Origin of the sequence: Streptomyces indicus, from assembly GCF_900100315.1 — a bacterium.
Taxonomy (GTDB): Bacteria; Actinomycetota; Actinomycetes; order Streptomycetales; family Streptomycetaceae; genus Streptomyces; species Streptomyces indicus.
This window is the reverse complement of record NZ_FNFF01000010.1, coordinates 115,541-139,616: the sequence shown is the minus strand read 5'-3', so window position 1 is coordinate 139,616 and position 24,076 is coordinate 115,541. Positions and strand designations below refer to the sequence as shown.

The window sequence follows — 24,076 nt, the reverse complement described above, 5'->3', positions numbered from 1 at the left end:
TCGACCTCCAGGGGCTTGCACGACAAAGGGCCTGCACGGCAAGGGCCTGCGCGACAAGGGGCCCGTACGAAAACGAATCGGGGCGGCTGCCATGCGAGATGGCGGCCGCCCCGGAAACGTACAGGCAGAAGATCTAGACGAGCGCACCGCCCGGCAGTTCGACCTTCGCGCCCAGCTCCACGAGCTTCTCCATGAAGTTCTCGTAGCCGCGGTTGATGAGGTCGATGCCGTGCACCCGCGACGTGCCCTGCGCGGCCAGCGCCGCGATCAGGTACGAGAAGCCGCCGCGCAGGTCGGGGATCACGAGGTCCGCGCCCTGGAGTTTCGTCGGGCCCGAAACCACCGCGGAGTGCAGGAAGTTGCGCTGGCCGAAGCGGCAGTCGGAGCCGCCGAGGCACTCGCGGTAGAGCTGGATGTGCGCGCCCATCTGGTTCAGCGCGGAGGTGAAGCCGAGCCGGGACTCGTACACCGTCTCGTGGACGATCGAGAGGCCCGAGGCCTGCGTGAGGGCGACGACCAGCGGCTGCTGCCAGTCGGTCTGGAAGCCCGGGTGCACGTCCGTCTCCAGCGCTATGGCCTTGAGCGCACCGCCCGGGTGCCAGAAGCGGATGCCCTCGTCGTCGATCTCGAAGGCGCCGCCGACCTTCCGGTACGTGTTGAGGAAGGTCATCATCGTGCGCTGCTGTGCGCCGCGAACGTAGATGTTGCCCTCGGTGGCGAGCGCGGCGGAGGCCCAGGAGGCCGCCTCCAGGCGGTCGGAGAGCGCGTGGTGGTTGTAGCCGCCGAGCTTGTCGACACCGGTGATCCGGATGGTCCGGTCGGTGTCCATCGCGATGATCGCGCCCATCTTCTGCAGCACGCAGATGAGGTCCTCGATCTCGGGCTCGACTGCGGCGTTGGAGAGTTCGGTGACGCCCTCGGCCAGGACGGCCGTGAGCAGCACCTGCTCGGTGGCGCCCACGGACGGGTAAGGCAGCCGGATCTTGCAGCCGCGCAGGCGCTGCGGGGCCTCCAGGTACTGGCCGTCGGCGCGCTTCTCGATGGTCGCGCCGAACTGGCGGAGCACCTCGAAGTGGAAGTCGATCGGCCGGCCGCCGATGTCGCAGCCGCCCAGACCCGGGATGAACGCGTGGCCGAGGCGGTGCAGGAGCGGGCCGCAGAACAGGATCGGGATACGGGAGGATCCCGCGTGCGCGTCGATGTCCGCGACGTTGGCGCTCTCCACGTGGGAGGGGTCCATCACGAGCTCGCCCGGCTCGTCGCCGGGGCGGACGGTCACACCGTGCAGCTGCAGCAGGCCGCGCACCACGCGAACATCGCGGATGTCGGGCACATTGCGCAGCCGGCTCGGCTCGTGACCGAGCAGCGCGGCGACCATCGCCTTGGGCACGAGGTTCTTCGCCCCGCGGACACGGATCTCGCCCTCGAGGGGAGTTCCGCCGTGGACAAGGAGGACGTCGTCGGTGCCGTTGACGGTCATGTATCTCGCGTTCCGATGAGTCGGGCAGGGGGGTCCGAAGGTGCAAGCGTAATGGCCTCACACCCCTGTTCCGGAAGCCCGGAGGCGCTTCGGAACCGTCATGGTTCCGCCACAACACGAGCCGTGTCTTCGCAGCTGCGCACGGTCACCGGATGCGCGGGCGGCGCACGCGGGGCCTCTTCTGCCCCGTGACCGCCCAGCTACCCCTCCCACCACCGGATATGGGGCGGACCAGGCCGGTGTCTGTCCACCGCGGCCGAAGATGCGGGATCATGTGGACCATGACCGAGGTGTCCTCGCTCACAGGGCGGTTGCTCGTGGCCACCCCCGCCCTGGCGGACCCGAACTTCGACCGCGCGGTCGTCCTCCTGCTCGACCACGACGAGGAGGGTTCGCTCGGCGTGGTCCTCAACCGGCCCACCCCCGTGGGCGTCGGCGACATCCTCGAAGGCTGGGCCGAGCTGGCCGGTGAGCCCGGGGTCGTCTTCCAGGGCGGACCCGTCTCACTCGACTCGGCGCTCGGTGTAGCCGTCATCCCCGGGGACTCCGCCGAGCGCGTGCCGCTCGGCTGGCGCCGGGTGCACGGCGCGATCGGGCTCGTGGACCTGGAGGCGCCGCCGGAGCTGCTGGCCGCGGCGCTCGGCTCGCTGCGGATCTTCGCCGGGTACTCGGGCTGGGGCCCCGGCCAGCTGGAGGACGAGCTGGCCGACGGCGCCTGGTACGTGGTGGAGTCCGAGCCGGGGGACGTGTCCTCGCCCGCGCCGGAGAAGCTGTGGCGCGCGGTGCTGAGGAGGCAGCGCAGCGAGCTCGCCATGATTGCGACATATCCGGATGATCCGTCGCTTAACTAGTCGACCGCCCCACCGTGCCGGTGACCAGGCGCGACCCTGCGCGGCCGCCGGTTGACGCCCGAGGGCCTTTGTCCGAAGGCTTCGGTAGCCTTTGGACGTATGAGCACTCTTGAGCCCGAGCGCGGCACAGGTACGGGGACCCTCGTAGAGCCGACACCCCAGGTGTCGCACGGCGACGGTGACCATGAGCGCTACGCCCACTACGTCCAGAAGGACAAGATCATGGCGAGCGCGCTCGACGGCACCCCCGTCGTCGCGCTCTGCGGCAAGGTCTGGGTCCCGGGCCGTGACCCGAAGAAGTACCCCGTGTGCCCCCTGTGCAAGGAGATCTACGAGTCCATGGGGGACAGCGGCGGCGGCAAGGGCAAGGACGGCAACGGCGGCGGCAAGAAGTAGCCCGCCCCTCCGTCCGGTTCGACGGACGTTCGACGGATGTACGGCTCCGGTGTGCGCGCAGGCGTGCGCCGGAGCCGGCTGTTTGGCGGCGTGAGCCGGGCGGGCGACGTACCGATCCGGGCCGGCGGCGCGCTGATCCGGGCGGGCGGCGCGGAGCGGCACCGCGCCTGAAGTGGCTGTTTTTGCAGCCTCGTTGAGTAAGGGTGCGCCGTGGCAGGCTCCGTGTATGCCGCACACAGATCTGGTGCCTCTGCCGCACCACGTCCAGGAGCACGAGGGCCCGGCCTTCGTCCTCGACCACTCGACCCGTATCGCCGCCGGTGAGGGCACGGAGCGTACGGAGCGCTGGCTGCGCAGCACGCTCGGCGCCGCCACCGGCCTCGCGCTCGCACCCGCGGGCCCGGACGACGAGAACACCGTCCGGCTCTCCCTCGATGCGGAGCTCACCGCCGAACTCGGCGAGGAGGGCTACCGGCTCACGGTGACCTCCGCCGGGGCGCAGCTGACGGGCGGCGGACCCGCCGGTCTCTTCTGGGGTGCGCAGACCCTGCGCCAGCTGCTCGGCCCCGCCGCCTTCCGCCGCGCCCAACTGCCCGGCACCGTCTGGCAGTTGCCCGCCGTCCGGATCGAGGACAAGCCCCGCTTCGGCTGGCGCGGCATGATGCTCGACGTCTCCCGGCACTTCATGCCCAAGGGCGGCGTCCTGCGCTACCTCGACCTGATGGCCGCGCACAAGCTCAACGTCTTCCACTTCCACCTCACCGACGACCAGGGCTGGCGCATCGAGATCAAGCGCCACCCGCGCCTGACCGAGGTCGGGTCCTGGCGTGCGCGCACCAAGTTCGGGCACCGCGCCTCGCCGCTGTGGGAGGAGAAGCCGCACGGCGGGTTCTACACCCAGGACGACATCCGCGAGATCGTCGCGTACGCGCGCGAGCGGCACATCAAGGTCGTGCCCGAGATCGACATCCCCGGTCACTCGCAGTGCGCGATCGCCGCGTACCCCGAACTCGGCAACCGCGACGTCGTCGACACCGAGGCGCTGGAGGTCTGGGACAACTGGGGCGTGAGCCCCAACGTGCTCGCACCCTCCGAAGAGGTGCTCCGCTTCTACGAAGGCGTCTTCGAGGAAGTGCTCGACCTCTTCCCCGAGCAGGACGCCCCCTTCGTGCACATCGGCGGGGACGAGTGCCTCAAGGACCAGTGGAAGCAGTCCGCTTACGCGCAGGAGCGGATGCGCGAGCTCGGCCTGAAGGACGAGGACGAGCTCCAGTCGTGGTTCATCCGGCACTTCGACCGCTGGCTGAGCGCCCGCGGACGCCGGCTCATCGGCTGGGACGAGATCCTAGAAGGCGGGCTCGCCGAGGGCGCGGCGGTCTCCAGCTGGCGCGGCTACGCGGGCGGGATCGCCGCCGCGCAGGCGGGCCACGACGTCGTCATGTGCCCCGAGCAGCAGGTGTACTTGGACCACCGGCAGCACGGCGGCGAGGACGAGCCGGTGCCGATCGGGTACGTGCGCACGCTGGAGGACGTCTACCGCTTCGAGCCCGTACCGCCGCAGCTCACCGAGGAAGAGGCCGCGCACGTGCTCGGGACGCAGGCGAACCTGTGGACCGAGGTGATGGAGAACGCGGCACGCGTCGACTACCAGGCCTTCCCGCGGCTTTCGGCCTTCGCCGAGGTGGCCTGGAGCGACCTGCCCGCCGCGGCGCAGCGCGACTTCGCCGGATTCGAGCGGCGAATGACCGCGCACTACGGCCGACTTGAGGCCCTGGGCGTCGATTTCCGTCCGCCTACGGGTCCGTTGCCGTGGCAGAAGCGCCCCGGGGTACTCGGACGTCCGATCGAGGGGGCGCCCCCGAACGTGTGAGGCGAGGGCGGTCCGCACATCCCGGGGGTGCGGCCCTGGGAGTGTGGGCGCCCGGCGCGTGCGTGAGGTCTCCGCGGCTGCCCGCGGGTGCCGGTGGGGCCGGGCTCCTTGTGAGCAATGGCGCCTGAAATCCGGGCATTACGCGAATTCCCGTGCGAAAGGGTCCTACTGGACCCGCTCGTCGGCAGGCCCGGAAGATGTGCCAGAGTTGCCACGTCCGGCCTGTGAGGACGTACCGTACGGCGCAGCAGGCACACACCTCATGAGTCGGGCACGGGAAGGGGCAGCCGGTCTTGACCACGCACGCACCGCAGGTGGCGCAGTCCGTGACGTTGCCGACCTCGCTCGACGAGGCGGTGGCGGCACTCTCCGCCATGCCCGCCGCCGTGCCCGTGGCCGGCGGCACCGATCTGATGGCCGCCGTGAACAAGGGGCTGCTGCGGCCCGCCGGTCTGGTCGGCCTCGGGAAGATCGCCGAGATCCGCGGCTGGCAGTACCAGGACGGCCACGCCCTGCTCGGCGCCGGACTCACCCACGCCCGGATGGGCCGCCCCGACTTCGCCGCCCTGATGCCGGCCCTTGCCGCCGCCGCGCGCGCGGCCGGACCGCCCACGATCCGCAACGCCGGGACGCTCGGCGGCAACATCGCCACCGCCGCCCCGACCGGCGACTCGCTGCCCGTGCTCGCCGCCCTCGAAGCCACGCTGGTCGTCGCGGGCCCCGGCGGTGCGCGCCGCGAGCTGCCGGTCTCGCATCTGCTGGCCGGCATGGAGCGGCTGCGCGGCGGTGAACTCATCGGTTTCGTACGGGTCCCGCTGCTGCACGCCCCGCAGGTCTACCTGAAGGCGACCGGGCGCACCGGCCCCGGACGCGCCCTCGCCTCCGTCGCCCTCGTGCTCGACCCCGCGCGCCGCGGGGTGCGCTGCGCGGTGGGCGCCGTGGCCCCGATGCCGCTGCGTCCCCTCGAAGCCGAGCGCTGGATCGCCTCGCTGATCGACTGGGACGCGGAGCGCGCGCTCGCGCCCGAGGCGCTGCACGCCTTCGGTGACTACGTGGCCGCGGCCTGCATCCCCGACCAGGCGCCGGACGGCACCCCGCAGGAGCTGCCGCCCGCGGTCCAGCAGCTGCGGCGCACGGTGGCCGTGCTGGCCCGGCGGGCTCTGGGGAGGGCGCTGGCATGAGCGGTACGGACGGCAACGGCGTTCCCGGATACGGAGCCGGGGACGGGTACGGAAGCGGCGGGCACGTGAGCAACGGGCAGACGGGCGAGGGCTCGTACGGGGACGGCACCGGCGGTCCGTACGGGGACGGCACCGGCGGTTCGTACGGCGACGGCGCGGGTGCTCCGTATGAGAACGGTGGGGGCGCCGCGTACGGGCACGGCGGCTGGCAGCCCACCAGCCAGGGCGACTACGACGGCGACGCCACGGCCTTCGTCGCGCTGCCCGAAGGGCTCGCCGACACCCCGCTCGCGGCGCCCGGCGGCAACTTCGTACCGCCGCAGATCTCGGTGGTGCCCGGGGCGGCCGCGGACCCGGCGGCCACCGGCACGTTCGTGATCCCTTCGCTGGTGCCGCAGATGGGCGCCGACTCCGCCCACGCGCAGCCCGCTTCGTCGCCGGTGCCGTCCGCTCCGGCTCCCGCGCCCGCCCCCGTCCAGTGGCCCGAGCCCAACGCGCCGCAGCAGCCCGCGCCCCCGCACGAGGCGGGGATGACCGGGCAGTGGTCGTTCACGGAGGCGGCCGCGCAGGCCGGTCCGGCCGGACAGCCCGAGCCCGTCCCCGACGGGCAGGCGGCCCAGGCCTCGCACTCTCCGCAGGGGAACGGCCCGCACGCGAGCGGTCCCCACGCGAACGTCACCGGCCAGTGGTCGATCCCGCTCGCCCAGGGTGATCTTCCGGACGAATCGGGCGAGTTCACCTCCTCGCTCGCCGACCAGTGGGCGGACCGCGCCCCCGCGACGCTGCCGGGCGGTGCCCCGGCACCGTGGGCCCACCTGGTGCCGCAGGACGAGGAACAGGCCGGGCAGCCCGCGCAGACGCCGCACGGCGCACAGGAACCGCAGCCCGCGCAGGTCGGCCCCGCCGAGGCCGCCGCCGCCGGACCGGAGCCCGTGGCCGCGCAGCCCGAGGACCCCGCCGTACCGGACCAGGAGCCGCAGGCTGCCGAGGCTCCTGAGCAGACGGATCAGACCGAACAGACCGACCAGACCGAGCAGACCGAGCCGGCGCGTCAGGCCGACCCCGCGGACCGGCCCGAGCAGCCCGACGAGACGGCCGAAAGCGCCGAGGCCGGCCGCGACACCGAAGAATCCGCCGCCTTCTTCGCCGACGAACACCCCCTCGGCTCCTACGTGCTGCGCGTGAACGGCACCGACCGCCCCGTCACCGACGCCTGGATCGGCGAGTCGCTGCTCTACGTGCTGCGCGAGCGCCTCGGCCTCGCGGGCGCCAAGGACGGCTGCTCGCAGGGCGAGTGCGGCGCGTGCGCGGTGCAGGTCGACGGCCGGCTCGTGGCCTCCTGCCTGGTGCCCGCCGCGACGGCCGCCGGCAGCGAAGTCCGTACGGTCGAGGGCCTCGCCGCGGACGGACAGCCCTCCGACGTGCAGCGGGCGCTCGCCGCGAGCTGCGCCGTGCAGTGCGGCTTCTGCGTGCCCGGCATGGCGATGACCGTGCACGACCTGCTCGAGGGCAACCCGCAGCCCACCGAGCGCGAGACCCGCCAGGCGCTGTGCGGCAACCTGTGCCGCTGCTCCGGCTACAAGGGCGTACTCGAAGCGGTCAAGGACGTGGTGGCCGAACGGCAGGCCGCCGTGCCCGACGAGGACGATCCGGCCCGTATCCCGCATCAGGCGCCCCCCGGTGCCGGCGGCGTCAACTACCCGCAGGACGGAGGCCGCGCGTGAGCAACGAGACGGTCACCGCACCGCCCGCCGAGGAGAAGAGCCACGGGCTCGGCGCCTCGCTGCCGCCCGCGGACGCCCGCGCGAAGACCGAGGGCACCTTCCCGTACGCCTCCGACCTGTGGGCCGAGGGCCTGCTGTGGGCGGCGATCCTGCGCTCGCCGCACCCGCACGCCCGTATCACCTCGATCGACACCTCCGGCGCCGAGCAGATGCCGGGTGTGCACGCGGTCGTCACGCACAAGGACGTGCCCGGGGACGCGGCGCACGGGCGGCGGATCGCCGACCGCCCGATGTTCGCCTCCGAGCTGGTACGGCACCACGGCGAGCCCATCGCCGCGGTCGCCGCCGACCACCCGGACACGGCCCGGATGGCCGCGGCGGCGATCGTCGTCGAGTACGAGGTGCTCGAACCGGTCACCGACCCCGAACAGGCCTTCTCCGCCGAGCCGTTGCACCCCGACGGCAACCTGATCCGGCACATCCCGCTCCAGTACGGGGACCCCGAGGCGAGCGGCGAGATCATCGTCGAGGGCCTCTACCGGATCGGCCGCCAGGACCCCGCGCCCATCGGCGCCGAGGCCGGACTCGCCGTGCCGCGCCCGGACGGCGGCGTCGAGCTGTACGTCGCCTCCACCGACCCGCACTCCGACCGCGACCTGGCCGCCGCCTGCTACGGCCTGGAGCCCGAGCGTGTGAAGGTGGTGGTCACGGGCGTGCCCGGCGCGACCGCCGACCGCGAGGACCCCGGGTTCCAACTGCCGCTCGGGCTGCTCGCTTTGAAGACCGGCTGCCCGGTCAAGCTGACGGCCACCCGCGAGGAGTCCTTCCTCGGCCACGCCCACCGCCACCCGACCCTGCTGCGCTACCGCCACCACGCGGACGCGGAGGGCCGCCTGGTCAAGGTCGAGGCGCAGATCCTCCTGGACGCGGGCGCCTACGCGGACGCCTCCTCCGAATCCCTGGCCGCCGCGGTCGCGTTCGCCTGCGGCCCGTACGTCGTGCCGCACGCCTTCATCGAGGGCTGGGCGGTGCGCACCAACAACCCGCCGTCCGGGCACGTGCGCGGCGAGGGCGCGATGCAGGTCTGCGCCGCCTACGAGGCCCAGATGGACAAGCTGGCCGCGAAGCTGGGCGTGGACCCGGCCGAGCTGCGGCTGCGCAATGTCATGGCCACCGGCGACATCCTGCCCACCGGCCAGACGGTCACGTGCCCGGCCCCGGTCGCGGAACTGCTGCGCGCCGTACGGGACTTCGACCTTCCGCCGCTGCCCAAGGACACCCCGGAGGAGGAGTGGATCCTGCCCGGCGGCCCCGAGGGCGCGGGCGAACCGGGCGCGGTGCGGCGCGGTGTCGGCTACGCGCTCGGCATGGTGCACATGCTCGGCGCGGAGGGTGCGGACGAGGTGTCGACCGCGACCGTGAAGGTGCAGGACGGGGTCGCGACCGTGATCTGCGCGGCCGTCGAGACCGGCCAGGGCTTCTCCACGCTCGCCCGCCAGATCGTCCAGGAGACCCTCGGCATCGAGGAGGTCCACGTCGCGGCCGTCGACACCGACCAGCCGCCGGCCGGCGCGGGCTGCCGCAGCCGCCACACGTGGGTCTCGGGCGGTGCCGTCGAGCGCGCGGCCAAGATGGTCCGTACGCAGCTTCTCCAGCCGCTGGCCCACAAGTTCGGGATGTCCACGGAGCTGCTCCAGATCGCCGACGGCAAGATCACCTCGTACGACGGTGTGCTCTCCACGACCGTCACCGAGGCCATGGACGGCAAGGAGCTCTGGGCCACCGCCCAGTGCCGCCCGCACCCGACCGAGCCGCTCGACGAGACCGGCCAGGGCGACGCCTTCGTGGGGCTCGCGTTCTGCGCGATCCGCGCGGTGGTCGACGTGGACGTGGAGCTCGGCTCGGTCCGCGTCGTCGAACTCGCCGTGGCCCAGGACGTCGGCCGCGTCCTCAACCCGGCCCAGCTGGCGGCCCGTATCGAGGCGGGTGTCACGCAGGGCGTGGGCGCGGCCCTCACCGAGAACCTGCGCACCCCGCGCGGTGTGGTCCGCCACCCCGACCTGACCGGCTACGCGCTCCCCACCGCGCTCGACGCCCCGGACATCCGGATCGTCAAGCTGGTGGAGGAGCGCGATGTGGTGGCCCCGTTCGGCGCCAAGGCCGCCTCGGCCGTCCCGGTCGTGACGGCTCCGGCGGCGGTGGCGGGCGCGGTGCGGGCGGCGACGGGCCGCCCGGTCAACCGGCTCCCGATCCGCCCGCAGGCGGCCGTGGTCAACGCCTAGGGCCTGTCTTTCTCCCGCCTGCCGGCCGGCGACCGGCCGGCGGTCAGAACTGCCCGATCACATACGACCCCGCGGGGTTCTGCACGGTCACGTTCAGCCGGTTCATCGCGTTCATCAGGGAGATGAGCGCGGTCAGGGCCACGAGCTCCTCCTCCGTGTAGTGCTTGGCGGCGTTCGCCCAGACGTCCTCCGGCACCCCGCCCGCCGCGTCCGCGATCCGGGTGGCCTGCTCGGCCAACTCCAGGGCGGCCCGCTCCGGTTCGGTGTAGACCGTGGCCTCGCGCCAGGCGGCGACCAGGTTGATCCGGACCGCGTCCTCGCCCTCGGCGGCGAGGTGCTTGGTGTGGATGTCGATGCACATCGCGCAGCCGTTGATCTGGCTGACGCGGAGCGAGACGAGTTCCTGGAGCGAGGTCGGCAGCGAGGAGTCGGTGACGATCTTCCCCGCGGAGACGAGGTGCTTGAGGAACTTTCCGCCGAGCTCGCTGCCGAAGAGGTTCAGTCGTGCGGTCATGGTGGTCTCCCGTGGCTTCGTATGAGGTGCTGACAACCACGGGATGCCGGTGGCGCCCCGGCTGTGACAGGGAGCCCGATGTGAGCCGGGGCACCAGGGTGCCGGCGCACGTATGCTCCGTAGCAGCAATGGAGGAGAGCGAGGGGGGCCGCGTGGCTGTCGTGAGCGGGGAAGCCGTGGTCATCGAGGGTGACGGGCTCGTGCTGCGGGAGTGGCGGGACGAGGATCTGCCCGCGATGGTGAAGATCTTCGACAATGAGGACGTCGCGCGTTTCACGCCGCTGCCCACGCCCTTCGGGCACGCCGAGGCCGAGGCCCATCTCGCCGCCGCGCGTGAGAAGCGGGCCGCAGGGACGCATCTGCGCCTCGCCGTGACCACCGACGGCGAACTGCCGCTCGGCGAGGTCATGGTGAACCTGAACCTCTGCGCGCTCGGCTACGCCATCGGACCCGAGCACCGCGGTCAGGGCCTGGCCGTACGGGCCACCCGGCTGCTCACCTCGTACGCGCACGAGGTCCTCGGGGTGCGCGAGCTGCGGCTCCAGATCGACGAGGACAACACCGGGAGCCGCGCCGTCGCGACAGCCTGCGGCTACCGCCTGGTCGAGGACGAGGCCGAGTGGATCGAGTCCAAGGGGCGGCGGGTGCTGCTCACGAGCTGGCTGCACGAAGCGCCAGGGGCCTCCGTTTGATACCCCGCGAGCTGCGCACACCGCGGCTGCGGCTGCTGCCCCTGAAGCCGCAGCACGCCGCCGAGATGGCGCGGGTGCTCGGCGACCCGGCCCTGCACACCTTCATCGGGGGCGAGCCGGAGACCGAGGAGCAGCTGCGGGCGCGCTACGAGCGCTGGGCCGCGGGCTCGCCCGACCCCGAAGTCACCTGGTGCAACTGGGTGGTCGAGCTGGTCGCCGAGCGCCGGCTCGTCGGGACCGTGCAGGCGACGGTCGGACCGCCGCCCGCGCATCTGACGGGATACGCGGCCGCGGCCCGTATCGCGGAGATCGCCTGGACCGTGGGCACCCCGTGGCAGGGGCGCGGGCTTGCGCGGGAGGCCGCCTGCGCGCTCGTCGCCGCCCTCGCGCAGGAGCAGCAGGAGCCGCTCGCCGCCGTGATCGCCCATGTGCACCCGGAGCATCACGCGTCCGCGGCCGTCGCGGCCGCCGCCGGGCTCGCCTCCACCGATGTCGTGCACGACGGGGAGATCATGTGGCGGCTCGAGCTGACCGGGGGCGGGCCGGGCGCCGGGCGATGAGTTCGCGGGGCGCGGACGGTCCGCCTCCAGGGGCCGGCCGTCCGCCGGCCCCGTACCGCCCAGGAGGCGCCATGGCGACACCGCAGAAGATCATCACGTTCCTCTGGTTCGACACGCAGGCCGAGGAGGCGGCGGAGTTCTACACCTCGCTGTTCCCCGACTCCAAGATCACCGAGGTGCAGCGCTACGGAGAAGCCGGGCCCGGTACGCCCGGCACCGCGATGGTCGTCGGCTTCCAGCTGGCCGGCCAGCAGTTCACCGCGCTCAACGGCGGCCCGCAGTTCACCTTCACCGAAGCCGTCTCGCTGTACGTGGAGTGCGAGGACCAGGCCGAAGTCGACGAGCTGTGGGAGAAGTTGACGGCCGACGGCGGCCAGGAGAGCCAGTGCGGCTGGCTCAAGGACCGCTGGGGCCTGTCCTGGCAGATCATCCCCAAGGAGCTGCCGCGGCTCCTGAGCGACCCGGATCCGGAGCGGGCCGGGCGGGCGATGCAGGCGATGCTCGGGATGCGGAAGATCGACGTGGCGGCGTTGCGGAGCGCGGCCGAGGGGTGAGGACGGCAAGGACGAAGGGGCGGCCCCCTGTGGGAGCCGCCCCTTCGCCGTGGAGGCCGTGGCGGGAATCGAACCCGCGTTACTTGCTTTGCAGGCAAGCCCCTGAACCACTCGGGCACACGGCCGCGTCCATGTCCTCGACCGTAGGCGGGCGGTGTGCGCGCGGCCAAGGGAGCGGCGGGTTCTGCCATACGACTGCCACACGCCGTTCATGGAGGACCGGCCGTGCGTGGGCCTTTGGGCCCGGGTTTGTGGAGCGGGCGTAGGACCAAGGGACCAGGCAGGTCCCGCCCCCGGCCAGGGGCGATTGTCAGTGGCGGGCCGTACGGTTCTTCGCATGGCAGCCGTCGAATCCGCATCGCGCAGCGCAGCGACCCCGAGCCCCGAAGTGCCCCAAGAGGGCGTCCTGGGGCGGACGTTCCGCGCGCTCAGCATCGGAATCGTCTCGGTGGTCGTGCTGATCGCTTTCGAGGCGACCGCGGTCGGCACCGCGATGCCGGTGGCGGCACGGGAGTTGGACGGCGTGGCGCTGTACGGCTTCGCGTTCTCCGGGTACTTCACCACCTCGCTCTTCGGCATGGTCCTCGCCGGCCAGTGGGCCGACCGGCGCGGCCCGCTCGGCGCGCTCGCGGCGGGCATCGGCGCCTTCGCGGCGGGGCTGCTCCTGTCCGGCACGGCGGGGGCGATGTGGCTGTTCATCGCCGGCCGCGCGGTGCAAGGGCTCGGCGGCGGCCTGGTGATCGTCGCGCTGTACGTAGTGGTGAGCCGGGCGTATCCGGAGCGGCTGCGGCCCGCGATCATGGCGGCGTTCGCGGCGGGCTGGGTGGTCCCGGCCATCGTGGGCCCGCTGGTGGCGGGCACGGTGACCGAACAGCTCGGCTGGCGCTGGGTGTTCATCGGCATCCCCGCACTCGTCGCGGTCCCGCTCATGCTCGCCCTGCCGGCGATACGGAGGATGGCGGGCGGCCCGCCGGAGGGCGAGCCCGCGCGCTTCGAGGCCCGCCGGATCCGCCTCGCGCTCGGCATCTCGCTCGGCGCGGGACTGTTGCAGTACGCGGGCCAGGACCTGCGGCCGCTCTCGGTGCTGCCCGCGCTGGCCGGGCTCGCGGTGCTCGTGCCCTCCGTCCTCGCGCTGCTGCCGCGCGGCACGTTCCGCGCGGGGCGCGGGCTGCCCTCGGTGATCCTGCTGCGCGGGCTCGCGGCCGGTTCGTTCATCGCGGCCGAGTCCTTCATCCCGCTGATGCTGGTCTCGCGCCGCGGCCTGTCCCTGACCCTGGCCGGGCTCGCCCTCGCGGTGGGCGGGGCGACCTGGGCGTTCGGCTCGTATCTGCAGTCCAGGCCGCGCCTGGAGCACCGCCGTGAAGCGCTGGTGCGGCTCGGCATGATGCTCGTCGCCGCGGCGATCGCGGCGGCACCGACCGTCCTGATCGAGTCCGTCCCGGTGTGGATCGTCGCGGTCGCCTGGGCCTGGGGCTGCTTCGGCATGGGCCTGGTGATCTCCTCGACCAGCGTCCTGATGCTGAGCCTGTCGGCACCGGCCGAGGCGGGGGCGAACTCGGCGGCGCTCCAGATATCCGACGGCCTGTCCAACGCGCTGCTGCTCGCGGGCGGCGGAGCGGCCTTCGCGGCCCTGGGCGGCGGCGCCCTGTCGGGCCACGGCGCGGAGGCGGCGACGGGCGGCCCGGCAACGGCATTCGCCTCGGTGTTCGCACTGTCGGTGCTGGTGGCGGCGGTGGGGATATGGGTGGCGGGGCGGTTGCGTACCGTCAGCCCCGCCGGTGTTTGAGGCGACCCTCCAGCCCCTGCGGCGTTTGAGCAGATCCGAACGCAGTTCGGATGCGGGGTCCGGGGCGGAGCCCCGGTTACCGAGACCCGCACCCGACTCGGCCCGAGACGCACCCAGACCCGCACCCCACCCCATGTGACCCATATCGCACACAGGCCCGACCCGGCTCGGTCAGCCGGATGCGAAACACCCGCACCGGTAAGGTGGCCCGGTTGTCATACGGAGGCGGCCGGGACCTGCCGCGCCCGCCGACCGAGACCTGTCATACGTAGCCGACCCGCGAACCGGAGACCGTGACTACCACCGCCACCAGCAGCTCGCACCACCTCTCACCCGCCTTTCCCGGCCGTGCCCCCTGGGGTACCGCCAACAAGCTGCGCGCCTGGCAGCAGGGGGCCCTCGAGCGGTATGTGCAGGAGCAGCCGAGGGACTTCCTCGCCGTCGCCACCCCCGGGGCCGGCAAGACGACCTTCGCGCTGACCCTCGCCTCCTGGCTCCTGCACCACCACGTGGTGCAGCAGGTGACGGTCGTGGCGCCCACCGAGCATCTGAAGAAGCAGTGGGCCGAGGCGGCGGCGCGGATAGGGATCAAGCTGGACCCCGAGTACAGCGCGGGTCCGCTCAGCAAGGAGTACCACGGCGTCGCCGTGACCTACGCGGGCGTGGGCGTGCGGCCGATGCTGCACCGCAACCGGGTCGAGCAGCGCAAGACCCTCGTCATCCTCGACGAGATCCACCACGCCGGTGACTCCAAGTCCTGGGGCGAGGCCTGCCTGGAGGCCTTCGAGCCGGCCACGCGCCGCCTCGCCCTCACCGGCACCCCGTTCCGCTCCGACACCAACCCGATCCCCTTCGTCCAGTACGAGGAGGGCAAGGACGGCATCCGCCGCTCCTCGGCCGACTACACCTACGGCTACGGCAACGCGCTCGCCGACAGCGTCGTGCGGCCCGTCATCTTCCTCTCGTACAGCGGCAACATGCGCTGGCGCACGAAGGCGGGCGACGAGATCGCGGCCCGGCTCGGCGAGCCGATGACGAAGGACGCGATCAGCCAGGCCTGGCGCACCGCGCTCGACCCGCGCGGCGACTGGATGCCCAACGTGCTGCGCGCCGCCGACCAGCGCCTCACCGAGGTCCGCAAGTCCATCCATGACGCGGGCGGTCTGGTGATCGCCTCCGACCAGGAGTCGGCGCGTGCGTACGCAAAGCTGATCCGCGAGATCACCGGCACCAAGGCCACCCTCGTGCTGTCCGACGACGCGGGCGCCTCGAAGCGGATCGACGACTTCAGCGCGAGCACCGACCGGTGGATGGTCGCCGTGCGCATGGTGTCCGAGGGTGTCGACGTGCCACGTCTCGCGGTGGGTGTGTACGCGACCACGATTTCGACGCCGCTGTTCTTCGCGCAGGCGGTCGGCCGTTTCGTACGGTCGCGGCGGCGCGGCGAGACGGCGTCCGTCTTCCTGCCCACCATCCCCGACCTGCTCGGCTTCGCGAACGAGATGGAGGTCGAGCGCGACCACGTGCTCGACAAGCCGAAGAAGGACGGCGAGGAGGACCCGTACGCCGAGTCCGAGGCCGAGATGGACGAGGCCAACAAGGAGCAGGACGAGGACACCGGCGAACAGGACATGCTGCCCTTCGAGGCGCTCGAGTCGGACGCGGTCTTCGACCGGGTGATGTACAACGGCGCCGAGTTCGGTATGCAGGCCCACCCCGGCAGCGAGGAGGAGCAGGACTACCTCGGCATCCCCGGCCTCCTCGAACCGGACCAGGTCCAGCTCCTGCTCCAGAAGCGCCAGCAGCGGCAGATCGCGCACAGCCGCAAGAAGCCCGCCGAAGAGGCCGATCTGCTCGAACTGCCCGCCGAGCGGCGCCCGGTGGTCTCCCACAAGGAGATGCTCGAACTGCGCAAGCAGCTCAACACCATGGTCGGCGCGTACGTGCACCAGTCCGGCAAGCCGCACGGCGTGATCCACACGGAGCTGCGCCGGGTGTGCGGCGGCCCGCCGAGCGCGGAGGCCACGGCAGGACAGTTGCGGCAGCGCATTGCCAAGGTGCAGGAGTGGGCCACGCGGATGCGGTGAGGCCGCGGTGCCGCGTACCGCCCGGTGTGGCTGTGCGGTTCTGCGCCGCGTCGGTGGGACCGCCCGCCGGTGCCACGTAGCGCCGAATCCGGGACCTTGGGTGCGGGGCTTCGGGACCTTCGGCCGATGGCCCGGGACTTCCGCCGGGCCGTGGGTCCTTATTCGATCATTACCTTGGTGTCAGGCCGGTCCCGCAGCCCCCGGCCGTCCCTGCCGACCGAGGTCCCGCGCCCATGAAGCACCGCCGTACCGCACTGTTCGCGCTCTGCGCCGCGGTCGCCGTGGCGGTGCTCCTGATCTCGCCCCTGACGCCGGGACTTTGGACCGCCGTGGGCGCGCTCATGCTCCTCGGTGTCGGCGCGGCGATGGTGGTCATCGGGCGCAGGTAGCGGGGCACGCGTACCCGGTGGCCAGGGATGACATGGCGGTCGGGCGGCGGGACGTTCGCCGCAAACGCCGCGTACCGCCGTATCCGACAAACCGTGGTGACCGGATTCTGGACGGAGTCTTCCGCTGAGCGGACCCGCTCGCTACTGTCCCGGCAACGCACACGCCCCGTGGCAGCGCCGCCGCGGAGCGCAGCCGGTGCGCCAAGCCCGCGGAGGAGTCAGGCCTTCTGCGGCGCGGATGACCGGCGGCCTCTGGCGCGCGTCGCCGACGGGACCGGCGACGGGGTCACCCGCTGCGAGCGGGCACCGCCGCGCACAAGGCCGTCGCAACTCACCTTAAGGAGAGGGCGTCGTGACCGCGGAGACCTCCCAGACGCTCGACCGGGGACTGAGAGTCCTCAAGCTGCTCGCCGACACCGACCACGGACTGACCGTCACCGAGCTGTCCACCAAGCTCGGGGTCAACCGGACCGTCGTGTACCGCCTGCTCGCCACCCTCGAACAACACGCCCTGGTGCGCCGCGACTTGGGCGGCCGCGCCCGGGTGGGCCTCGGGGTCCTGAGCCTGGGCCGCCAGGTGCATCCGCTGGTGCGCGAGGCCGCGCTGCCGGCGCTGCGCTCGCTGGCCGAGGACATCGGCGCCACCGCACATCTGACCCTCGCCGACGGTTCGGAGGCGCTGGCGGTCGCGGTGGTCGAACCCACCTGGACCGACTACCACGTCGCCTACCGCACGGGGTTCCGGCACCCGCTCGACCGCGGCGCCGCGGGCAAGGCGATACTCGCCGCCCGCCAAGGCGTGGTCGACGACCCCGGCTTCACCCTCACCCACGGCGAGTTGGAGGCCGGCGCGAGCGGGGCGGCGGCGCCGCTGCTCGGTGTGACCGGCATAGAGGGCAGCGTGGGCGTGGTGATGCTCTCGGACTCCGTACCGGAGCGCGTCGGCCCCCGGGTCCTCGACGCGGCCCGCGAGGTGGCGGACGCGCTGCGGTAGGGGTGCGGTGCGGTGGGGTACGCGACGGGCTGCGACAGGGGTGCGGTGGGGCAGGCGGCGCACCCCACCTCGCCGGTGTGATCTGCTGGAAGCCGTAAGCCCGGGGCCGGAGACCTCCGGTCACGGGGGCACCACCCCGAGACCACCGGTCACGGGGGCACCACCCCGAGACCTCCGGTCACGGGGGCACAACCCAGCAGGAGCACCCGCACGTGACGCTTGACCTGTCCGCCGACGTCGTCGCCCTCACCCGAGCCCTCGTCGACCTCCCCTCCGAGAGCGGCGCCGAGGGCCCGCTCGCCGACGCGGTCGAGGCGGCGCTGACCGCGCTGCCCCACCTCACCGTCGAGCGGCTCGGCAACACGGTCGTGGCCCGCACGGACCTCGGCCGTGCCGAACGCGTGATCATCGCGGGCCACCTCGACACGGTCCCGGCCGCGGGCAACCTGCCCTCCCGCGAGCAGGACGGACGCGTGTACGGCCTGGGCGCCTGCGACATGAAGGGCGGCGTCGCGGTCGCGCTGCGCCTCGCGGCTCAACTGGCCGCCCCCGTACGGGACATCACGTACGTCTTCTACGAATGCGAGGAGGTCGAGGGCGAGCGCAACGGCCTCCACCAGGTCGCCACCCACCGCCCCGGCCTGCTCGCGGGCGACTTCGCGATCCTCATGGAGCCCTCCGACGCCGGCGTGGAGGCCGGCTGCCAGGGCGTCCTGGAGGCCGAGATCACCGTCCGCGGCATCCGCGCCCACACCGCCCGCGCCTGGATGGGCGTGAACGCCGCCCACCGCGCGGCCGCGGTCCTGCAACGCCTCGCCGACCACACGCCCGAGCGCGTCCTGATCGACGGGCTCGAGTACCGCGAGGGGCTCAGCGCCGTCGCCGTACGTGCCGGAGTGGCCGGGAACGTCGTGCCCGACGAGTGCGTCATCACCGTCAACGCCCGCTTCGCACCGCACCGTTCACCGAGGGAGGCCAAGGAGTACGTCCGCGGTCTGTTCCCGCCGGAGGAGTACGACGAGTTCACCGTGACCGACGTGGCGCCGGGCGCGCTGCCGGGCCTCGACCGCCCGGCCGTGGCCTCTCTGGTCGAACACCTCGGCGTCACCCCACGTCCCAAGCTGGGCTGGACCGACGTGGCCCGCTTCACGGCGCTCGGCATCCCTGCGCTCAACCTCGGGCCGGGGGACCCCTCCCTGGCGCACACCGCGGGGGAGTACGTCCCGGTGGAGCAACTGCGCTCGTGCGAGCGGCAGTTGGGGGAGTGGCTGGGGGCCGAGGGCGCATAACCCGGGTAGGGGGCGGGGCGGGTCGTACGGCTGGGCAGGCCCCGCTACGAGCCTCCGTCACCCACCGGCCGCCATGATCTCCACCCCGAGCGCCCTGACCGCCTCGACGGTCTCGTGATCGGGGTCGGCGTCCGTGATCAGGCCGCTGACCTCGGACCAGGGCAGCACGCGGAACCGCGAGGCCGTGCCGATCTTCTCGGAGGAGGCGAGCACGTACGTGTCCGCGGCCCGCGCGGCCAGGGCTCGCTTCATCGCGGCCTCCTCGGCGTCCCCGGTGGTCAGGCCCGCCTCGGCGTGCACCCCGGTGACGCCGAGCAGGCAGAGGTCGGCCGACACGTTCTGCGCCGCCTCCACCGCAGCGGCCCCGCAGGCCACCGCCGAGTGCTTGAAGATCCGGCCGCCGAGCAGATACAGCTCCGCCTTCGGGTGGTCGATCAGGGCGGCCGTGATGGTCGGGCTGTGCGTGATCACCGTGCAGGCGAGGTCGCGCGGCAGGGCGCGGGCCACGGCGAGCGCGGTGGTGCCGCCGTCGAGGATCACCGCGCCGCCCGGCGGCACCAGGGCGGCCGCCACCGCGGCCACCTTCCGCTTGCCGTCGGGGGTCACGGCCTGCCGCGCGGCGTAGTCCACCACGGCCGGCGAGACGGGCAGCGCGCCGCCGTACACCCGCTGGCACAGTCCCTCGGCGGCGAGGTCGCGCAGATCGCGGCGCACGCTGTCCTCGGAGATGCCCAGGTCGGCCGCCACATCCTTGGCGACGATCTTGCCCTCCCTCGTGAGCAGACCGAGCAGGTGATCGCGCCGTTCAGCAGCCAGCATGCGTGAGGACTCCGTATTCTTTCCTGGTCTTGCACGTTTCTGCGTGTATCGTAGCGCGCCATGAACGGCACCCCGCACCCCGGCCCCCTCGACCAGGCGGCACGCGACCAGGCAGCCTCCGGCCACGGCGCCCCGCACCACGGCACCCCCGGCGTCGACACCCCCGACCACCGCGGCCGCACCGGACTCGACCGGGCCGGACGCGGCCTGGACCGCAACCCGCGGGTCCGCGTCCGCGATGTGCAGCTGACCTCGCAGGGCTGGCACGTCCTGCGCCGCACCACCTTCGACTACCGGCGCGGCGACGGCCGCTGGGAGACCCAGACGCGCGAGACCTACGACCGGGGCAACGGCGCGGTCGTGCTGCCGTACGACACCGCACGCGGGCTCGTGCTGCTCAGCCGCCAGTTCCGCTACCCCGCCTACGTGAACGACCACCCCGACGGCTTTCTGATCGAGGCCGCCGCGGGCCTGCTCGACGAGGACGACCCGGTGACGGCCATCCGCCGAGAAAGCGCCGAGGAGCTCGGGGTCGAGCTCGGCCCGCTCACCCACGTCTTCGACGCGTACATGAGCCCGGGCTCGGTCACCGAACGCCTGCACTTCTTCGCCGCGCCCTACAGCGCGGCCGACCGGACCGGGGCCGGCGGCGGTCTGGCGGAGGACGGCGAGGACATCGAGGTCCTGGAACTCCCCTTCACGGAGGCGCTCGCCATGACCCGGGACGGACGGATCGCCGACGGCAAGACGATCATGCTCCTGCAATGGGCGGCCCTGGACGGCCCGTTCGCCCCGGCGCCCGCGCCGGTCCGGCCGCACGCGTAGGGCCCGCGAGAGTGCGTTCATGATCGACGGCACAATTGGGGCATGACCGTCACCGTCCGCACCGTCCACGACGTGGCCGGGATCGCCGCCGTCGCCGACTTCTTCTGCGATGTCTGGCAGACCCCGCGCACCATGCCGCCCTACCCCGCCGAGGTGCTGCACAGCCTGGCGCACGCTGGGGGAGCGGTGCACGCCGCGTACGACACGGGCGGTCAGCTGCTCGGCGCGGCCGTCGCCGTGTTCGGTGAGCCGGCCGAGCGCGACGTGTACTCCTTCGTGGCGGCCGCGCGCACCAGCGACCGGGGCACCGGCCTCGTGGTGAAGCGGGCGCAGCGCGACTGGGCGGTGCAGCGCGGGGCCCGCAGCATGCGCTGGACCTTCGACCCGCTGGTGGGGCGCAACGCCCGCTTCAACCTGGTCAAGCTGGGCGGGCGCGGCACGGAGTACCTCGTCGACTTCTACGGGCCGATGGCCGACGGGCTCAACGACGGAGACGAGAGCGACCGCCTCACCGTCACCTGGGACCTGACCGCCCCGGACCCGGACCCCGATCCGGCCGGCGAACCACCGGCCCCCGCGGGCGAGCTCCTCACCACGGCCCCCGACGGCGCCCCGCTCGCGTACCGCGACCCGGAGACCGCCACCCTCTGGTGCCGCGTCCCGGACGACATCGTGAAGCTGCGCGCCGCCGACCCGGAGCTCGGGCTGCGCTGGCGGCACGCCGTGCGGGAGGTCTTCACCGAGGCGTTCTCACAGGGATACGAGGCCACCGCGATGTCCCGCGACGGCTGGTACACGCTGACCCCGCGAGGAGCCCAGGCATGAGCCGTCCTGCACAGACCGCCCGAGGAGCCCAGGCATGAGCCGCCCTGCACAGACCGCCCGAGGAGCGTGCGCATGAAGCTCGAACGCGTCGAACTCCACCACGTGGCCATCCCCCTGGTCACCCCCTTCCGCACCTCCTTCGGCACGATGACGGCCAAGGACACCTTCCTGCTGCGGGTGATCACGGACGAGGCGGAGGGCTGGTCGGAGTTCGCGGCCGATCCGACGCCCGACTACTGCTCGGAGTTCCTGGCGGGCGCGGAGATCGTCATCCGCGAGTTCCTGCTCCCGCGGATCGCCGCGCTGCCGAGCCCCACGAGCGCGGCGCTCGCCCCCGCGATGCACAAGGTCAAGGGGCACGAACTGGCCAAGGCGGCGGTCGAGACCGCCTTCCTCGACGCCGAGCTGCGCGCGTACGGGATGTCGCTCGCGACCTATCTCGGAGCGGTGCACGACCGCGTGCCCGCCGGTGTCTCCGTGGGCATCAAGGACTCGGTCCCGGCCCTGCTCGACGACGTCGAGCGCTACCTCGCCGAGGGCTACGTCCGCATCAAGCTGAAGATCGAGCCAGGCTGGGACGTCGAGCCGGTACGGGCTGTCCGCGAGCGCTTCGGCGATGCGCTGCCGCTCCAGGTCGACGCGAACACCGCGTACACCCTGGCCGACGCCGAACAGCTGCGGAAACTGGACGAGTTCGGCCTCCTGCTCATCGAGGAGCCCCTGGAGGAGAACAACCTCCACGCCCACGCCCTCCTCCAGCAGCGCATCTCCACCCCGGTCTGCCTGGACGAGTCGCTGCACACCGCGCGCGACACGGCCTCCGCCATCGCCATGGACGCCTGCCGGGTCGTGAACGTGAAGCCGGCGCGGGTCGGCGGCTACCTGGAGGCCCGCCGCATCCACGACGTCGCCGCCGCGCACGGGGTGCCGGCGTGGTGCGGCGGCATGCTGGAGACCGGCATCGGCCGCGCCCCGAACCTCGCGCTCGCCGCGCTGCCCGGCTTCACGCTGCCGGGCGACACCTCGGCGTCGAGCCGCTACTTCGCGGAGGACATCACGGAGCCGTTCGTCCTGGCGGACGGCCACCTCCCGGTTCCGACCGGCCCCGGCATCGGGGTCACCCCGCTACCGGAGGCCCTGCGGCGCTTCACTCGGGGGCGGCGGGACTTGTACGTGGGGTGAGCCTTGTCGGTCCGCTGACTGCTGCGGTGAGGGGCGGACCCCTTGCCTTGCGGCGCCCACTCGCCGCGAGGGCGGGGTCTCGTTCGCGGCCCGGGCCCGGTGGCCACCTGCCGCGCAGTTCCCCGCGCCCCTGAAGGCGCCGGCTGCGCCGCGCCCCCGGCCCGCCGCACTCGGACCGTCACGTTAGATTGAGCCCGTGCTCAAGAGCCTCAGCCGTCGCACCGCCCTCGCCGTCAGCGCCGTCCCCGTGGCCGCCCTGTTCGCCGTCGCCGCCCTCGCCCCGCTGCCGTTCACGGTGGCGCAGCCCGGCGGGACCTCGGACGTGCTCGGCGAGCACGACGGCAAGCCGGTGATCACCGTCAAGGGTGCGCCGACCCGGGACACCGACGGCGAGCTGCGGATGACCACGATCCTCGCGACCGGACCCGACGCGGACGTGGACCTCGCCGACGTGGTGGACGGCTGGTTCCGCACCGACCGAGCGGTGATGCCGCGCGACGCGGTCTACCCCTCGGGTGACAACGTCGAGGAGGTCGAGCAGCACAACGTCGCCGAGATGCGGAAGTCGCAGAACGCGGCGGTCGAGGCGGCCCTGAACCACCTGGACAAGGACCCCGCCGAGGTGCAGGTCGACCTCCAGCTCGCCGGCATCGGCGGCCCGAGCGCGGGCCTGCTCTTCGCCCTCGGCATCGTCGACAAGCTCGACGGCAACGGTGCGGGCGGTGATCTGACGGGCGGGCGCGTCATCGCGGGTACGGGCACGATCGACGCGGACGGCAAGGTGGGCCCGGTCGGCGGGGTCTCCCTCAAGACCCAGGCCGCCAAGCGCGACGGCGCGACGGTCTTCCTGGTCCCGAAGGCGGAGTGCGCCGACGCCAAGGCCGAACTCCCGAAGGACCTACGGCTGATCCCGGTCACGACCCTCGACCAGACGGTGGAGGCGCTGCGGGCGCTGGACACGGGCGGGGACGTGCCTAGCTGCTGAGCGCGGGGGCGGTCCGCGCCGGGGTGACCAGACGCAGGCCTATGTGGACGAGGGTCCAGCCGAGGCGGACGCGGAGGCCGGACGGCTCCTCGAAGTTCCTGAACTCCGCCTGCGGGTGCGGGAGTTCGAGAAGGCGCTGCCGGTGCAGGTAGAGGTGCGCTTCGGGGGTCATGTCGAGTTCTCCTCGTCGTCGCGCGGAAACGCGTGCAGGTGGACGCGGTAGGGGGACGCGTCGGGTCCCTCCACCGCGAGGGCCTTATAGGCCTCGATGATTTCGGTGAGCTTCTCGTTCATCTCCCGGGCGAGCTCGGGGGTCAGGCGCATCTGCCAGTCGCTGATGTTGGACGCGCCGTGCCATGCCTCCGGAACGTCGTGGAAGCGGCCCATGAACGTCGAGAGCTCCCTGGTGTGGTGCTCGGCCACCATGTGCATCAGGGAGTTCACCTGACCGCGCACCACAGGATCCGGGTTGTAGAGCAGGTCGGGGCCCGAGCGCGTCCCCTCATGCGCCGCCCGCCACCACCGCTCCCGCCCCTTGTTCCGCTCCGGATCGTCCTCGACGAACCCGTGAGCCGCGAGCTGCCGCAGGTGGTAGCTGGTCGCGCCGCTCGACTCGCCGAGCCGGTCGGCCAGTTGGGACGCGGTGGCCGGACCGAAGCGGCGCAGCGCGTCGAGCAGCTGCATCCGCAAGGGGTGCGCGAGCCCGCGCAGGGAGCGCGGGTCGAGATCGCGGATCCGGGGTTCCTTCTTCGGTTCGGGCATGCTTCGACCGTACCGATGCAAAGACTCCC

General features: G+C 72.7%; 23 protein-coding genes and 1 tRNA gene. 18 read left to right on the top strand and 6 right to left on the bottom strand.

What is annotated here, in order from left to right; genetic code table 11:
• Nucleotides 1-133: 133 nt before the first annotated feature.
• Nucleotides 134-1,480 carry a UDP-N-acetylglucosamine 1-carboxyvinyltransferase gene (gene murA, locus BLT97_RS23860; protein ID WP_093613519.1) on the bottom strand — a complete coding sequence of 449 codons (1,347 nt, stop codon included), beginning with the start codon at nucleotides 1,478-1,480 and terminating at the stop codon, nucleotides 134-136.
• A 281-nt stretch (nucleotides 1,481-1,761) separates the two neighbouring features.
• Here murA and BLT97_RS23855 point away from each other — a divergent pair, with 281 nt between their 5' ends.
• From BLT97_RS23855 to BLT97_RS23830, 6 genes are all read left to right on the top strand, one after another.
• The gene (locus tag BLT97_RS23855; protein WP_093613517.1) at nucleotides 1,762-2,331 is read left to right on the top strand and encodes a YqgE/AlgH family protein; all 570 of its coding nucleotides are present in this window, start codon (nucleotides 1,762-1,764) and stop codon (nucleotides 2,329-2,331) included.
• Nucleotides 2,332-2,430: 99 nt separating this feature from the next.
• A complete protein-coding gene (locus tag BLT97_RS23850) occupies nucleotides 2,431-2,727 on the top strand; it encodes a DUF3039 domain-containing protein (protein ID WP_093613515.1) in 297 nt (98 codons plus the stop codon).
• Nucleotides 2,728-2,953: 226 nt separating this feature from the next.
• Nucleotides 2,954-4,597, top strand: a complete 1,644-nt coding sequence (locus BLT97_RS23845) for a beta-N-acetylhexosaminidase (RefSeq protein ID WP_093613513.1) — start codon at nucleotides 2,954-2,956, stop codon at nucleotides 4,595-4,597.
• Between the two features lie 293 nt (nucleotides 4,598-4,890).
• Nucleotides 4,891-5,778, top strand: a complete 888-nt coding sequence (locus BLT97_RS23840; RefSeq protein WP_093613511.1) for an FAD binding domain-containing protein — start codon at nucleotides 4,891-4,893, stop codon at nucleotides 5,776-5,778.
• Nucleotides 5,775-7,502, top strand: coding sequence for a 2Fe-2S iron-sulfur cluster-binding protein (locus BLT97_RS23835; protein ID WP_093613509.1), 1,728 nt, complete (start codon nucleotides 5,775-5,777; stop codon nucleotides 7,500-7,502). Before BLT97_RS23840 ends, BLT97_RS23835 begins: the two co-directional genes overlap by 4 nt.
• Complete coding sequence (locus BLT97_RS23830) at nucleotides 7,499-9,784, top strand: xanthine dehydrogenase family protein molybdopterin-binding subunit (protein WP_093613507.1); 2,286 nt, start codon at nucleotides 7,499-7,501, stop codon at nucleotides 9,782-9,784. The genes BLT97_RS23835 and BLT97_RS23830 overlap by 4 nt, the downstream gene beginning before the upstream one ends.
• A 43-nt stretch (nucleotides 9,785-9,827) precedes the next feature.
• On the opposite strand, the gene BLT97_RS23825 is transcribed toward BLT97_RS23830, so the two are convergent.
• Nucleotides 9,828-10,298 carry a carboxymuconolactone decarboxylase family protein gene (locus BLT97_RS23825; protein ID WP_093613505.1) on the bottom strand — a complete coding sequence of 157 codons (471 nt, stop codon included), beginning with the start codon at nucleotides 10,296-10,298 and terminating at the stop codon, nucleotides 9,828-9,830.
• Between the two features lie 152 nt (nucleotides 10,299-10,450).
• Here BLT97_RS23825 and BLT97_RS23820 point away from each other — a divergent pair, with 152 nt between their 5' ends.
• The 3 genes from BLT97_RS23820 (at nucleotide 10,451) to BLT97_RS23810 (ending at nucleotide 12,104) form a co-directional block, all read left to right on the top strand.
• Complete coding sequence (locus BLT97_RS23820; protein ID WP_218137321.1) at nucleotides 10,451-10,990, top strand: GNAT family N-acetyltransferase; 540 nt, start codon at nucleotides 10,451-10,453, stop codon at nucleotides 10,988-10,990.
• A complete protein-coding gene (locus BLT97_RS23815) occupies nucleotides 10,987-11,550 on the top strand; it encodes a GNAT family N-acetyltransferase (RefSeq protein WP_425442754.1) in 564 nt (187 codons plus the stop codon). The genes BLT97_RS23820 and BLT97_RS23815 overlap by 4 nt, the downstream gene beginning before the upstream one ends.
• Before the next feature lie 71 nt (nucleotides 11,551-11,621).
• Nucleotides 11,622-12,104, top strand: a complete 483-nt coding sequence (locus BLT97_RS23810; protein ID WP_093613501.1) for a VOC family protein — start codon at nucleotides 11,622-11,624, stop codon at nucleotides 12,102-12,104.
• Nucleotides 12,105-12,154: 50 nt separating this feature from the next.
• Here BLT97_RS23810 and BLT97_RS23805 read toward each other — a convergent pair.
• Nucleotides 12,155-12,229 (bottom strand) — tRNA-Cys (locus tag BLT97_RS23805).
• Nucleotides 12,230-12,441: 212 nt separating this feature from the next.
• Here BLT97_RS23805 and BLT97_RS23800 point away from each other — a divergent pair.
• The 5 genes from BLT97_RS23800 to dapE all read left to right on the top strand — a co-directional run bounded on the left by BLT97_RS23800 (nucleotide 12,442) and on the right by dapE (nucleotide 18,649).
• The gene (locus BLT97_RS23800) at nucleotides 12,442-13,890 is read left to right on the top strand and encodes an MFS transporter (RefSeq protein WP_093613499.1); all 1,449 of its coding nucleotides are present in this window, start codon (nucleotides 12,442-12,444) and stop codon (nucleotides 13,888-13,890) included.
• 293 nt (nucleotides 13,891-14,183) lie between these two features.
• Complete coding sequence (locus BLT97_RS23795) at nucleotides 14,184-15,977, top strand: DEAD/DEAH box helicase (RefSeq protein WP_093613497.1); 1,794 nt, start codon at nucleotides 14,184-14,186, stop codon at nucleotides 15,975-15,977.
• Between the two features lie 233 nt (nucleotides 15,978-16,210).
• Nucleotides 16,211-16,366, top strand: coding sequence for a hypothetical protein (locus BLT97_RS37970; protein WP_176953874.1), 156 nt, complete (start codon nucleotides 16,211-16,213; stop codon nucleotides 16,364-16,366).
• Between the two features lie 352 nt (nucleotides 16,367-16,718).
• On the top strand, nucleotides 16,719-17,360 hold the full coding sequence (locus tag BLT97_RS23790; protein ID WP_093613495.1) for an IclR family transcriptional regulator: 642 nt from the start codon (nucleotides 16,719-16,721) through the stop codon (nucleotides 17,358-17,360).
• Nucleotides 17,361-17,572: 212 nt separating this feature from the next.
• The gene (gene dapE / locus BLT97_RS23785) at nucleotides 17,573-18,649 is read left to right on the top strand and encodes a succinyl-diaminopimelate desuccinylase (protein ID WP_093613493.1); all 1,077 of its coding nucleotides are present in this window, start codon (nucleotides 17,573-17,575) and stop codon (nucleotides 18,647-18,649) included.
• A 57-nt stretch (nucleotides 18,650-18,706) separates the two neighbouring features.
• On the opposite strand, the gene BLT97_RS23780 is transcribed toward dapE, so the two are convergent.
• The gene (locus tag BLT97_RS23780; RefSeq protein ID WP_093613491.1) at nucleotides 18,707-19,468 is read right to left on the bottom strand and encodes a DeoR/GlpR family DNA-binding transcription regulator; all 762 of its coding nucleotides are present in this window, start codon (nucleotides 19,466-19,468) and stop codon (nucleotides 18,707-18,709) included.
• 60 nt (nucleotides 19,469-19,528) lie between these two features.
• Between BLT97_RS23780 and BLT97_RS23775 the strand changes: the two genes are divergently transcribed.
• The 4 genes from BLT97_RS23775 (at nucleotide 19,529) to BLT97_RS23760 (ending at nucleotide 23,285) form a co-directional block, all read left to right on the top strand.
• Nucleotides 19,529-20,293 carry an NUDIX domain-containing protein gene (locus BLT97_RS23775; protein ID WP_093613489.1) on the top strand — a complete coding sequence of 255 codons (765 nt, stop codon included), beginning with the start codon at nucleotides 19,529-19,531 and terminating at the stop codon, nucleotides 20,291-20,293.
• Between the two features lie 42 nt (nucleotides 20,294-20,335).
• A complete protein-coding gene (locus BLT97_RS23770) occupies nucleotides 20,336-21,118 on the top strand; it encodes a chorismate synthase (RefSeq protein WP_093613487.1) in 783 nt (260 codons plus the stop codon).
• 72 nt (nucleotides 21,119-21,190) lie between these two features.
• Nucleotides 21,191-22,300 carry an o-succinylbenzoate synthase gene (gene menC / locus BLT97_RS23765; RefSeq protein ID WP_093613485.1) on the top strand — a complete coding sequence of 370 codons (1,110 nt, stop codon included), beginning with the start codon at nucleotides 21,191-21,193 and terminating at the stop codon, nucleotides 22,298-22,300.
• Between the two features lie 196 nt (nucleotides 22,301-22,496).
• Nucleotides 22,497-23,285: a S16 family serine protease gene (locus tag BLT97_RS23760; RefSeq protein ID WP_093613483.1), complete on the top strand. Its 789-nt coding sequence runs from the start codon at nucleotides 22,497-22,499 to the stop codon at nucleotides 23,283-23,285.
• On the opposite strand, the gene BLT97_RS23755 is transcribed toward BLT97_RS23760, so the two are convergent.
• Together BLT97_RS23755 and BLT97_RS23750 are read right to left on the bottom strand one after the other, a co-directional pair.
• Complete coding sequence (locus BLT97_RS23755; protein ID WP_093613481.1) at nucleotides 23,275-23,457, bottom strand: hypothetical protein; 183 nt, start codon at nucleotides 23,455-23,457, stop codon at nucleotides 23,275-23,277. The two genes, BLT97_RS23760 and BLT97_RS23755, sit on opposite strands and share 11 nt — an antisense overlap.
• Entirely contained in the window at nucleotides 23,454-24,047 is a 594-nt protein-coding gene (locus BLT97_RS23750; RefSeq protein WP_093613479.1) for an ArsR/SmtB family transcription factor, read from the bottom strand. The genes BLT97_RS23755 and BLT97_RS23750 overlap by 4 nt, the downstream gene beginning before the upstream one ends.
• Nucleotides 24,048-24,076 lie beyond the last annotated feature (29 nt).

Excerpts from the sequence above, each read along its gene's own strand:
- murA (WP_093613519.1), bottom strand. The coding sequence starts at position 1,480 with ATGACCGTCAACGGCACCGACGACGTCCTCCTTGTCCACGGCGGAACT.
- BLT97_RS23855 (WP_093613517.1), top strand. The coding sequence starts at position 1,762 with ATGACCGAGGTGTCCTCGCTCACAGGGCGGTTGCTCGTGGCCACCCCC.
- BLT97_RS23850 (WP_093613515.1), top strand. The coding sequence starts at position 2,431 with ATGAGCACTCTTGAGCCCGAGCGCGGCACAGGTACGGGGACCCTCGTA.
- BLT97_RS23845 (WP_093613513.1), top strand. The coding sequence starts at position 2,954 with ATGCCGCACACAGATCTGGTGCCTCTGCCGCACCACGTCCAGGAGCAC.
- BLT97_RS23835 (WP_093613509.1), top strand. The coding sequence starts at position 5,775 with ATGAGCGGTACGGACGGCAACGGCGTTCCCGGATACGGAGCCGGGGAC.
- BLT97_RS23825 (WP_093613505.1), bottom strand. The coding sequence starts at position 10,298 with ATGACCGCACGACTGAACCTCTTCGGCAGCGAGCTCGGCGGAAAGTTC.
- BLT97_RS23810 (WP_093613501.1), top strand. The coding sequence starts at position 11,622 with ATGGCGACACCGCAGAAGATCATCACGTTCCTCTGGTTCGACACGCAG.
- BLT97_RS23800 (WP_093613499.1), top strand. The coding sequence starts at position 12,442 with ATGGCAGCCGTCGAATCCGCATCGCGCAGCGCAGCGACCCCGAGCCCC.
- BLT97_RS37970 (WP_176953874.1), top strand. The coding sequence starts at position 16,211 with ATGAAGCACCGCCGTACCGCACTGTTCGCGCTCTGCGCCGCGGTCGCC.
- BLT97_RS23780 (WP_093613491.1), bottom strand. The coding sequence starts at position 19,468 with ATGCTGGCTGCTGAACGGCGCGATCACCTGCTCGGTCTGCTCACGAGG.
- BLT97_RS23775 (WP_093613489.1), top strand. The coding sequence starts at position 19,529 with ATGAACGGCACCCCGCACCCCGGCCCCCTCGACCAGGCGGCACGCGAC.
- BLT97_RS23770 (WP_093613487.1), top strand. The coding sequence starts at position 20,336 with ATGACCGTCACCGTCCGCACCGTCCACGACGTGGCCGGGATCGCCGCC.
- menC (WP_093613485.1), top strand. The coding sequence starts at position 21,191 with ATGAAGCTCGAACGCGTCGAACTCCACCACGTGGCCATCCCCCTGGTC.
- BLT97_RS23755 (WP_093613481.1), bottom strand. The coding sequence starts at position 23,457 with ATGACCCCCGAAGCGCACCTCTACCTGCACCGGCAGCGCCTTCTCGAA.
- BLT97_RS23750 (WP_093613479.1), bottom strand. The coding sequence starts at position 24,047 with ATGCCCGAACCGAAGAAGGAACCCCGGATCCGCGATCTCGACCCGCGC.